Source organism: Mycoavidus cysteinexigens (assembly GCF_003966915.1).
GTDB classification, from domain to species: Bacteria; Pseudomonadota; Gammaproteobacteria; order Burkholderiales; family Burkholderiaceae; genus Mycoavidus; species Mycoavidus cysteinexigens.
In genome coordinates this window covers 2,065,754-2,077,448 of sequence record NZ_AP018150.1, presented here as the reverse complement: position 1 = coordinate 2,077,448, position 11,695 = coordinate 2,065,754, and the positions used below count along the sequence as shown (strand labels likewise).

The 11,695-nt window shown below is 49.5% G+C and carries 7 protein-coding genes and 2 pseudogenes; 2 read left to right on the top strand and 7 right to left on the bottom strand.

The window, feature by feature from the left end; all coding sequences use genetic code 11:
* Positions 1-126 precede the first annotated feature (126 nt).
* The 4 genes and pseudogenes from MCB1EB_RS12430 to MCB1EB_RS08835 form a co-directional block, all read right to left on the bottom strand.
* Entirely contained in the window at positions 127-492 is a 366-nt protein-coding gene (locus MCB1EB_RS12430; protein ID WP_232034101.1) for an HNH endonuclease signature motif containing protein, read from the bottom strand.
* A 132-nt stretch (positions 493-624) separates the two neighbouring features.
* Positions 625-750, bottom strand: a pseudogene (locus tag MCB1EB_RS12425) (group II intron maturase-specific domain-containing protein); the annotation flags it as partial.
* 13 nt (positions 751-763) lie between these two features.
* A complete protein-coding gene (locus MCB1EB_RS12420) occupies positions 764-1,018 on the bottom strand; it encodes a reverse transcriptase domain-containing protein (RefSeq protein ID WP_052394028.1) in 255 nt (84 codons plus the stop codon).
* Positions 1,019-1,085: 67 nt separating this feature from the next.
* Positions 1,086-2,452 (bottom strand): IS3 family transposase gene (locus tag MCB1EB_RS08835; protein ID WP_438819611.1). Its coding sequence is split into 2 segments (ribosomal slippage): positions 1,086-1,981 and positions 1,981-2,452, totalling 1,368 coding nucleotides; the frame shifts between segments, so codons are not numbered across the junction.
* Between the two features lie 91 nt (positions 2,453-2,543).
* Here MCB1EB_RS08835 and MCB1EB_RS08830 point away from each other — a divergent pair.
* Together MCB1EB_RS08830 and MCB1EB_RS12215 are read left to right on the top strand one after the other, a co-directional pair.
* Positions 2,544-3,694, top strand: a pseudogene (locus MCB1EB_RS08830) (IS3 family transposase); the annotation flags it as partial.
* 94 nt (positions 3,695-3,788) lie between these two features.
* Positions 3,789-4,046, top strand: coding sequence for a type I restriction-modification system subunit M (locus MCB1EB_RS12215; protein WP_175577357.1), 258 nt, complete (start codon positions 3,789-3,791; stop codon positions 4,044-4,046).
* Positions 4,047-4,228: 182 nt separating this feature from the next.
* On the opposite strand, the gene MCB1EB_RS08820 is transcribed toward MCB1EB_RS12215, so the two are convergent.
* From MCB1EB_RS08820 to MCB1EB_RS08810, 3 genes are read right to left on the bottom strand one after another with little or no spacing between them, the layout of a single operon-like run.
* Positions 4,229-7,318: an efflux RND transporter permease subunit gene (locus MCB1EB_RS08820; protein WP_045365078.1), complete on the bottom strand. Its 3,090-nt coding sequence runs from the start codon at positions 7,316-7,318 to the stop codon at positions 4,229-4,231.
* A gap of 7 nt (positions 7,319-7,325) precedes the next feature.
* Entirely contained in the window at positions 7,326-10,433 is a 3,108-nt protein-coding gene (locus MCB1EB_RS08815; RefSeq protein ID WP_045365081.1) for an MdtB/MuxB family multidrug efflux RND transporter permease subunit, read from the bottom strand.
* A complete protein-coding gene (locus MCB1EB_RS08810; RefSeq protein ID WP_052394030.1) occupies positions 10,430-11,653 on the bottom strand; it encodes an MdtA/MuxA family multidrug efflux RND transporter periplasmic adaptor subunit in 1,224 nt (407 codons plus the stop codon). The genes MCB1EB_RS08815 and MCB1EB_RS08810 overlap by 4 nt, the downstream gene beginning before the upstream one ends.
* Positions 11,654-11,695 lie beyond the last annotated feature (42 nt).

Sequence of the window (11,695 nt, the reverse complement as noted above, 5' to 3'; positions counted from 1 at the left end):
GCCTACTCCCGGTCAAAATCCCTCTTTTTTCCGTGGTCAAGTCTGTCGGGTAGCAGCAGTACATTACTGCACCACCGCCCCCTAGGAACGCAACAGGCGAGTTTCCCCGCATTACGCTCGAGCCTTTCAAAGCCCCGTTTCAGGAGCCGGCTTCGTCACTTTTAAACCAAGGCTATGAATTTGCATATGGCAGTTTGGATGAACCATCACAAGGTTCCTCGACGCATCATTTCCTCCATCGACGCGTCGCACGATATGATGGATGTGCCACCCTGTTGCTTTTGTTAGCAGTTGGTGACACATACAACAGCGGCGATTCTGGTCAAGCCAGAGTCGAAGGAGCTTTTTATAACCCGCTAGGTTTTCTCTCATTTTCTGGCCATATCGGCTTTCAAAGTAGGGTTCCCATGCGGGATCGAAAGGATTCGCTTCGGCTTTGATTTTTACATGACGTTGAATTGCCACATCTGCGGCTAAATTCAAAGTTTTCATGACCACTGTGCCATCTGGACGTTTTTCATCCGTTGATGCTGCAAAGACCCAAGTCCGGGTTCCGATGGAATGGAAATACCGGTGCTTGATCCAGCGCCCTCCCTTTTGAGGGTGCCTACGACAGCACCATTGCCACAACGCACGCCATATTGCGTTATCGACTTTGACAAAGGTTTGCTTGGTGGCTACGTGCCGATGATAGTTCGCCCATCCTTTGATGACAGGGTTGAGTAAGCGAATCAAATTGACTTGCTTAATTGCCTTGTTGTCTTTAATGCTTGAGCGAATTTTCGTCAGAACCGCTTGAATATTCTTTTTTGATGTGTTTGATTAAGAACTTGCCGTTGTATTTGCGGACGTTCTGACCCAAGAAGTCGAATCCTTGTGCAATATTTGTGATCTTAGTCTTCTCTGGTGATAAAGTTAGCCCTCTCTCACTCAGAAATTCTTTGATCACAGGTAACACTTCGTTTTCCAGTAACTCTTTGGAAGCTCCTGTGACGATGAAATCATCACAGTACCTCACAAGGTTAACTTTAGGATGATGTTGACCACTTTTTGAACTGACCCCAGAAAGTTGGACGGTAAGTTAGTTAAGAATAAAAAGGCTGTGACCGTAGTCGATATTGAACAGGGCTCAGCCCATCCAATCTGAGTTTAATACGCTCATGGTTATAGTAATGAATGTAATCACTTAAACCTACTTGTAATTCGTCAATATTACAAAATTTATTCAGATAAAAGAACTCAGATTTTATTGTAGCGAAGAAGCTCTCCATGGCCGCGTTATCGAGGCAGTTGCCTTTACGTGACATACTTTGTGTAATGCCTTTTTGCGCAAGTTCCTCACGATAGGCTGCCATTTGATATTGCCAACCTTGATCTGAGTGCATGATTAGCTTGTCATCAGGCCCAAGGCAGGTAAACGCTTTACTTAACATAGTGCTAACCATCGCCAACGTAGGACGTGGGGCGATTTGATAGGAGATGATTTCTCCGTTATATAAATCCATAATTGGAGAAAGGTATAATTTCTGGCCATAGACATGGAATTCAGTGACATCCGTCACCCACTTCTGGTTAGGTCGCTGGGCACTAAATTGCTGTTGCAAGAAATTGGGTGCAATGCCTTCTATCGAGCCTTTGTAGGACCGATATTTTTTGGGCCGCACAAGCGATTTTAACTGTAATTGTCCCATCAAACGCTGAACTGTCTTATGGTTAACGAGAAAGCTTTCCTGCCGAAGAACGCTTGTAATTCGACGATAGCCATATCGCCCCTTGTGATAGGTAAAAATAGTTTTAATCTTCGCTTTGAGCGTTGCGTATTTATCGATTTTTTGCAATCCATTCAGTTGGTAGTAAAAGGTACTACGCGCCAAACCGGCCACTTTAAGCAAGCCCATTATCGGATACTGTTGCCTTAATTCAAGCACTATTTGTGTTTTTTGCTTTGTGCTGATTTTTTGCTCGCTTGAATCAAGGCTTCTAGCTTTTTTAGATATGCATTCTCCATGCGTAAATAATTTAATTCTTCGAGCAACTGCTCTCGAGTGCGCGTCTCGTCATTTCCAGACTTGATTGCAATACTTGAGGTGCCTCGCATTTTCTTAGATTTTCCTCTTTTGCCAGGAGATAGGGCTTCTATACCTCCGATATGATACAGGCGCTCCCACTCCCCTAGAGCACTTGTCTTACGAATATCAAAGTACGCTGCCGTTTCGCGATACGATAGATGGTTATCCCACATGTGCTGGAGGGCTGTAAGCTTGAAATCCGCACCGTATCGTCTGTATTTCCTTTTGAGGCCTGACAGACCGTGTATTTGGTAAGCTGCTGCCCATCTACGCAATAGCGAAGGCTCAACATCATACCGCTTCCCCAGAGCAATGGCTCCAGCCTTACCTGCCAGATAAGCCTTCACGACTTTTAGCTTAAGTTGATCGCTGTATTTATCCATGAAAAAACCCAAAAAAGTTTAGATCGGTTTCCAACTTTCTGGGGTCAGTTCATTTCACGGACACCCTTAAACTATCAAAAAGGAGTCTGTAATGCGTAAAAGCAAAGCGCCATATCCATCGGCCTTTCGTCAACAAATCGTAGAGCTTGTGCAAGCAGGTAAGAGCGCTAAAGAGCTATCTAAAGAGTTCGGATGCTGCACTAAAACAATCTTGAGTTGGGTCGCCCAAGCCTCAATAGCTCAAGCCCCTAAATCATCGATCAAGGTGGGCCTAACTACGGCAGAGGGAGAAGAGCTCAGTCGCTTACGGCGTCAAGTACGACAGCTTCAAATGGAGCGCGATATCTTGGCAAAGGCTACGGCCTGGTTTGCCGCAAAAGGCGAGAAGATATCTACCCCCTCTTCGAGCTCATGATGGCGAATCAGGCCGAATTCCCCGTGCAGGTGCTGTGCCGAGTGTTAAAAGTTTCGCGTAGTGCGTATTACGCTTGGAGTCAGCGTAAACCGAGTGCTCGTCAACAAGAAAATACGCAGCTGATAGAAGAGATTCGCATCATTCATGCTGAGTCAGATGCGACGTATGGAATGCCCCGTATTCGAGCTGAGCTGATGGAGCAAGGCTGGGCCGTTAGCCGTCGCCGAGTAGCAAGGCTGATGCGCCTTCAGGGCCTACGTGGCGTGTGCCGTCGTCGCTATCAAGTGACCACTCGGCGTGACTTACGGCAGCCGCCCGCACCTGATCTGGTGAAGCGTCAATTTGTTGCTGATGAGCCGAATCAGCTATGGGTGGCGGATGCTACGTTTGTGCCGACTGGAGCTGGCTTTATCTATCTGGCCATTGTCTTGGATGTGTGGAGTCGACGTGTCGTGGGCTGGGCCATTGGCGAGTCTCTCGTTACAGAGCTGATGCTCGACGCTTTGAATATGGCACTTGAACAACGTCAGCCTGAGAATGTGATTCATCATAGCGACCAGGGCTGTCAATACACCAGTTTTGCCTTTAGCAATCGCTGCAAGGCAGCGGGCGTGAAACTGTCTATGGGCAGCGTTGGTGATGCCTACGACAATGCGATGGCAGAGAGCTTCTTTGCCAGTCTTGAGTGCGAATTGCTGGATCGGCGTAGCTTTAAAAGTAAGTCTGACGCTCGCTTAGCTGTATTTACGTGGATTGAGGCTTGGTATAACCCTAAACGTAGGCATTCCTCTCTTGATTACGTTTCACCGATTCATTTTGAAAGGAAACATTTGCAAAAAAACGACATTCAGCCTGATGACTCTCTATACGAGTCAGAGGGTCTGATACTGGGCACAATGGATTCTGTTTTACCTAGTATTCATGCCGACTTACAAAACAATTTCATCTCTGTTTCCAATTGATTTATGGAAACCCTTTACTGTCCGTGAGAAGGGGGCAACATCAAAAGAAGGTTTCAATCTCAACGTCTCGCGCTACATCAGCACGACGCAAGCAGAGGAAAAAATAGATTTGAAAGAGGTTCACCAGCAATTGGGGGATATTGAAAAGGCAATCACGAAGGCACGAGACAAGCACAACGAGTTTCTTAAGGAGCTGGGGTTGCCACTATTGCCGTGAGTCGTAATACTATTTCCAATTGAAATAGTATTAATAATTCAGTTCCATTTGGTGGTAACCCCCCCCCATTTTTAAGGGATTTTAAAAGTAGAAAGCTAAGCTGAAAGAGCTAATTTTTAGAGTGGGGGGATTACCCTTTCCAGAGTTGCAGCCCCAACCAGAAAGTCTCGCTTGTGTGAAGCTTAATGTTGGACTCTGCGCCGTCTTGCTACCCACTCGCGTAATCGATCCAGATATAAATACACCACCGGCGTCGTATACAGCGTCAAGATCTGGCTGACAAAGAGGCCGCCTACAATCGAAATACCGAGTGGGCGGCGCAATTCAGAGCCTTCGCCTTGACCTAGCACCAGCGGCAGCGCGCCAAGCATGGCTGCGCAAGTGGTCATCATAATCGGCCGAAAGCGTAATAGGCACGCATTAAAAATAGCCTCGCGCGGACGACTGCCGCGGCGGGTGGCGGCAAGCGCAAAATCCACCATGATGATGGCGTTCTTCATCACAATACCAATCAGAAGCGTCACCGCAATCAGGGCGATTAGACTAAATTCGGTACGAAATAAAAGCAGCGCAAGCAAAGCGCCTACACCGGCTGAAGGTAAGGTTGAAAGAATGGTGAGCGGATGGATCGTGCTTTCATACAAAATACCCAGCACAATGTAAACCGCCGCGAGCGCTGCGAGAATTAGCAGCGGTTGGTTTGCTAACGACTTTTGGAAAACTTTTGCTGTGCCTTCAAAGCTGCCATGGATGCTCGCTGGCATGCCGATTTCGTTCATTGTATGGTTAATTACGATCGCTGCATCTGACAGTGATTTATCTGCAGGTAAATTAAACGAAAGCGTGACCGCAGCAAATAAACCTTGGTGAAATACGGCCAGCGGCGTGTGGCCGGGTTCGTAATGCGCAAATGCTGAGAGTGGTACCATGGTTTGCGCTGCGCTATGGTTGGTCGCGTTGAAATAAATATCTTTAAGCGCCTCAGGGTGCTGTGTATAGCGCGGCGCCAGCTCCATTACTACATGGTATTGGTTGAGGGCATTATAAATGGTTGAGACTTGCCGTTGGCCAAAGGCATCGTATAGAGTATTGCCAATCTGCGCTGGCGTAATGCCAAAGCGTGCAGCGCTAGCATAATCAATTATGATTTTATTTTCTAAGCCTTTTTGTTGTAGGTCATTATTGACGTCAATCAGTTCGCTTTTGCGCTGTAGGGCTTCGGTTAGTTTTTGTCCCCAACGATAAAGTTCGGCCGAGGATTCTCCCAGTAAAGTGAATTGATATTGCGCATTGCTTTGTCTGCCGCCGATCCGAATATCTTGCGAGGCAGCTAGAAAAAGTTGGCTGCCTGGCACCGCATTGAGTTTGGGACGGAGCCGTTCGATCACTTGCGCCGCCGTCAATTGGCGCTCAGCCCGGGGCTTTAATGAAATGCTCATGAAACTTGAATTGGCGCGTCTTGCACCGATAAAGCCGGCGATGGTCTCGACCGCAGGATCGGCTTTGATAATTTCCATGGATTGCGCGAGCTTTGTTTTCATGAGCTGGAATGAAATATTTTGGTCGGCCCGAATGCTGCCAACTAAGAGTCCAGTGTCTTGTTGTGGAAAAAAGCCTTTGGGAATCGTGATATATAGATAGATATTGAGTGCAATCGTGGTCAGCAAGACCACCCCAATGAGTTTAGGGTGCTCTAGCGACCAGTTGAGGGAACGCCGGTAGCTGCGCGGCAAAGCGTCGAGAAAACCTTGCATGCGTTTTTGTAGCATGGATTGAGCTACGGGTTCTTTGGGGCGCGCGCGCAAGAAGCGCGAACACAGCATGGGCGTGAGCGTGAGCGATACAAAGAGTGACATGCCAATCGTCAGCGAGAGCGTGAGCGCAAATTCTCGAAAAATTCGCCCAACAATGCCATCCATTAACAAAATAGGAAGAAAAACGGCAACCAGCGAAATTGAAATAGACAATACCGTAAAGCTGACTTCGCGCGCCCCGGCCAGCGCCGCGCGCAATGGCGATTTTCCGGCCTCAATATGGCGTGAAATATTCTCCAGTACTACGATTGCATCATCCACGACAAAGCCTGCCGCAATCGTTAATGCCATTAATGAGAGATTGTCGAGGCTATAGCCCAAGAGGTACATTGCGCTAAAAGTGCCGATGATTGAAATCGGCACAGCGAGACACGGAATCAGCGTTGCCCGTGCATTGCGCAAAAAGGCGAAGACCACAAAAATGACCAGGCCAACTGCAATTGCAAGCGTATATCCGGCGTCTTTTAAGGACGCGCGAATGGTTTTCGTACGGTCAGCAATCGGTGTAATGTTGACGGCAGCGGGTAGTGCGGCCTGTAGCTTAGGCAATATTGCCTTGACCCGGTCAACCGTGTCGATGACATTGGCGCCGGGCTGCCGATATAAAATCACCAACACCGCGGGTTCATTATTGAGTAAACCGAGTGTGCGCACATTTTCCGTGGCGTTGCTTACCTGGCCAATGTCGGCTAAGCGGACTGCTGCGCCGTTGCGGTACGCAATTATGAGGTTGCGATATTGGCTGGCTTGGGTCGCTTGGTCGTTTGTATAGAGTTGATAGCGTTGCGCGCCATACTCTAGTGCGCCCTTAGGCAGGTTTTGATTGGCTGCTGAGAGCGCTGTGCGTACCGTCTCCAGGCCAATGCCGTATTTGAATAACGCATGTGGGTTAAGCTCAACCCGCACCGCAGGGTTGGCAGAGCCACTCACAGCGACTTCACCAATGCCAGGGATTTGCGACAACGCTTGTTGCAGGACAGTCGCGGCGGAGTCGTAAAGTTGGCTACGGGTTAGCGTTGGCGAGGTGAGCGCGAGGATTAAGACGGGCGTGTCGGCTGGGTTGACTTTGTTATAGCTAGGATTTCGTTTTAGATGGCTAGGCAGATCGGCGCGCGCTGCATTAATGGCCGCTTGCACATCGCGCGCGGCGCTATCGATATTGCGTTTAAGTTCAAACTGTAAAATAATTTGCGCTGCGCCGCTTGAGCTGACCGAGCTCATTTCGGTTACGCCATTGATTTGCCCCAAGCGCCGTTCAAGCGGACTGGTCACACTGGTGGCGACAACTTCAGGGCTGGCTCCCGGCAAACTGGCTTCTACCGAAATCGTTGGAAAATCAACTTGTGGCAGCGGCGATACTGGTAGTTTAAAAAAAGCAAAAATACCGCCCAGGACGATGCCGGCTGACAGCAGCGTCGTGGCAATTGGGCGAGCAATAAACGGACGCGATAAATTCATACCGGGTTTAAGATTGAGCTTTTTTAAAGCGTGCTGCTAAACGGTCGAAAGCGAGGTAAATAACCGGCGTTGTAAATAATGTTAAGACCTGGCTCACAATCAATCCACCCACAATCGCAATCCCCAGCGGCCGGCGTAGTTCGGCGCCGACGCCTGAGCTAAACATCAACGGTATCGCGCCAAAGAGTGCCGCGAGAGTGGTCATTAAAATGGGCCGAAAGCGTAATAAGCATGCTTGATAGATCGCGTCGCGCGGCGTTTGCTTTTGCTTGCGCTGTGCCTCGAGGGCGAAATCGATCATCATAATGGCGTTTTTTTTGACGATGCCAATTAATAGCACAATGCCGATGACAGCGATCACATCGAGATCGTGGCCACTGATGATTAGAGCGAATAAGGCGCCAGCGCCGGCTGAGGGGAGCGTGGATAAGATCGTGACGGGGTGAATAAAACTTTCGTATAACACCCCAAGCACGATATACATGGTGACAATCGCCGCCAGAATCAGAAACAATTGGTTAGTGAGCGAGGCTTTGAAGGCCAGTGCCGCGCCCTGAAAACGTAGCGTAAATGAGTTGGGCAGCCCAATCTCGGCGCAGGCTTTTTCAATTTCTCGGACCGCTGTGCTGAGTGAGGCGCTGGGTGCTAAGTTGAAAGAGACGGTGGCGGCTGGAAATTGGCTCAGGTGGTTTATAACGAGCGGCGCGCGTTGTTCGCTGAGGCTAGCAATTGCGGTGAGTGGAACTTGGCCATTGCTGGAAGTTGCCGATGGCAAATAGATCGAGCCAAGCGTAGCCAGTGCTCCCATCCCTTGTTGCCAGGCTGGATCAGCCTCCAAGATGACCCGATACTGGTTTGACTGGGTAAAAATAGTTGAAATGATACGTTGGCCAAAAGCCGTATAGAGTGCGTTGTCTACGATTGCCGGCGTGATGCCAAAGCGTGCTGCCTGATCGCGGTCAATTTTTACGTAAATGGATAAGCCATTGTTTTGCAAGTCGGTGGCTACATCAGCGAGCGCTTTAGATTGTTTTAAGCGCGTTATTAACTTAGGCAGCCAGACCTCAAATTCATCGAGTTGGGTGTTTTGTAAAGTAAACTGATATTGCGTCGGGCTAACTGTTGCATCAATCGCCAAATCCTGTACCGGCTGCATATAAAGTGACACGCCGGCAAGCGCGTCCACGCGTGGCTGGAGGCGTCGAATAATTTCGCTGGCATGAGCTGAGCGTTGCTTGTGTGGGCGCAGATTAATCAGAAAACGTCCGCTATTCGATGCAATATTGGTTCCATCAATGCCAATGAACGAGGACAAGCTAAGCACATCGGGATCTTGCAAAATTTCAGTAGCCAGCGCCTGCTGGCGCTGCGCCATAGCGGCGTACGAAGTGGTTTGAGATGCCTGTGAAATGCCTTGAATGATGCCGGTGTCTTGCACCGGAAAAAATCCTTTGGGAATGAATAAATACAAGAGCACAGTACAGAGTAAAGTGCCTAGCGCGAGGAATAATGTCAGCGTTTGATGGGCCAATACCCAAGTCAGCGTGCGTCCATAGTAATTAATCGTTGCCTTGAAAAAAGCCTGGGTTTTGACGGTAATGGCAGGTTTGCGTTGGGCGTGAGTAGACTCAGATGCTGCGCCGGGCAGCAGGTAGGCACACATCATTGGCACTAATGTGAGCGATACTAACGCTGAAATTAAAATAGCAATCGCCAAAGTCAGCGCAAATTCATGAAACAGCCGGCCTACCACATCTCCCATAAAAAGCAGTGGAATTAGCACGGCAAGCAGTGAGATCGTGAGAGAAATAATCGTAAAGGCAATTTGCTTTGAGCCTTTTAACGCGGCTTGCAGCGGACTCTCGCCTTCTTCAATGAAACGCGCGATATTTTCGATCATCACAATCGCGTCATCCACTACAAAGCCGGTCGCAATCGTGAGCGCCATCAAAGACAAGTTATTGAGCGAGAAGCCCCACAAGTACATGATCGCGAGCGTGCCGATAAGCGATAAAGGAACAGATAAACTCGGGATTAAAGTCGCATAGAAATTGGCCAAAAATACAAACATAACCAGCACCACGAGCGCGATTGCCAACACGAGCTCAAATTGAACATCATGCACTGAAGCGCGAATGGTCGTAGTGCGGTCGGTCAGCACTGTGACTTGCAAGGCCGCGGGCAGTGCCTGTTTTAATTGTGGCAGCAAGTCCTTAATATTATCCGTGGTTTGGATAACATTTGCGCCAGGTTGGCGTTGTACGTTCAAAATCACGGCAGGCGTTGTATTCATCCAAGCGCCGAGCTTATCGTTTTCCGCGCCTTCAATCACGGTCGCCACGTCGGCCAATTTAATCGGCCGGCCATTCTTATATGCGATTAGCGCGTTGGCGTACTCGTTGGCGTTTTGCAATTGGTCATTGGCGTTGATTGTGTAGGCGCGCGAGGGGCCATCAAAGCTGCCTTTGGGCAAATTAACATTGAGCGTGCCCAAAGTAATGCGTAACTGATCAAGGGTTAGACCGTAAGCGGCCAGGGCGCGTGGATTGGCGCGAATCCGCACCGCCGGCCTATGTCCACCGCTCAGAGTCACTAGCCCAACGCCTGAAACTTGCGATATTTTTTGCGCCAACTGGGTGTGGGCGAGGTTTTGCACCTGGGTTAATGGCAGCGTGGCTGAGGTCAGGGCCAGCGTTAAAATGGGCGCATCGGCTGGGTTGATTTTGGCATAAATGGGAGGGGCGGGAAGATCCGCGGGCAATAAATTGCTGGCGGCATTGATGGCGGCTTGCACTTCTTGCTCAGCGCTATCAAGCGGCACATCAAGATTGAATTGCAACGTAATGATGGCGGCTCCGGCTGAACTGGCCGAGGCGATCTGTTTTAACCCTGGCATCTGGCCTAATTGGCGCTCAAGCGGGGCGGTAATCGACGACGTCATCACCTCAGGGCTGGCGCCTGGATAAAAAGTTTGCACTTGGATGGTTGGATAATCCAGGGCGGGCAAAGCGGAAATAGGCAAAAAGCGGAGCGCGACCAAACCAGCCAACATAATGGCCGCCATTAATAGGGTGGTGCCAACTGGCCGGAGAATAAAGATGCGTGAGGGATTCATGCCGGTTGGGAGGGTGCAACAGCGATTTTTGTGCCTTCGCGCAAGCGGTCTGCGCCGTCAATCACGACCCGTTCCCCTGGCGTCAAGCCGGTTTTGATGCTCGTGTACTCGGCTTTAACTGGGCCAGTTTTAAGGGTGCGCACGGAGACCGTGTTATCGGGATTGATGACATACGCATAGGTACCGATCGAACCGTTTTGAATGGCTGAGCTAGGTACAATAGTTACGCCATCTAGTGTATCAACCAGTAGATTAATATTAACGAACTGGTTTGGGTAGAGCATATCATTCTGATTCGCGAAATGTGCCCGCAATTTTACCGTGCCGGTCGCTGGATCAATCTGATTATCGATGGTTTTCAGATAACCCGTTTCAAGTACTGTGCTGCGGTTGCGATCATAAGCAGAAACCGGTAGCTTTTGCGTGGAGCGCAAACGTTTGAGGACGGTGGGTAGCGTGTCCTCCGGCAAGCTAAAAATAACGCTAGTCGGCTGCATTTGAGTAATCACGACGATGCCGTTGGCATCGCTCGGTTGTACATAATTACCCACATCAACTTGCCGTAAGCCAACGCGGCCGTTAATCGGGGAGGTGATGCGGCAATACGTTAGATTCAGTTGGTACTGGTCGACCTGAGCCCGATCCGCTTGCACGATACCCCGATACTGTTCGACGAGAGAGGCTTGGTCTGCGACTTGCTTGGCGGAGATTGAATCCTGTTTCAACAAAATTTGGTAGCGTTTAAGGTCTGCTTGCGCTTGTTTGAGTAAAGCCTGATCTTTGGCAAGCACGCCTTGCGCATTTTGCAAATTAATTTGATGCGGCCGAGGGTCAATTTGCGCGAGCAAATTGCCTTTTTGCACAAATTGCCCTTCTTTGAAAGAGACTTTCATCAACCTGCCTGCGACTTGCGTTTTTGCGGTGAAGCTGGCGAGCGGAGTGACGGTGCCTAGCGCATTGAGTTCAATTGGCATTGCGCCGCGCGTGACGTGCGCCACCCGTACGGTTTGTACTTGAGCGCTGTCTAGGCGTGAGCTGCTATGTCCTTTAGCGGGTGCATTGGCGTGAGCTAAATAGAGCCATCCGCACCAGATGAGTAGCGCGAGCGTGAGCGCGAAAAGGGTGAGCAATAAGATGCGCCGCTGCCGCATACCGTACAACTTCTTAAGCCCTTGCATAAAAAAACGCGTTTGATCTGTAAGGAGTTTTCCGGCGGTCATTTGATCTTCCTTTGGCTTAGCATCTTCACGATGTTCTGACTA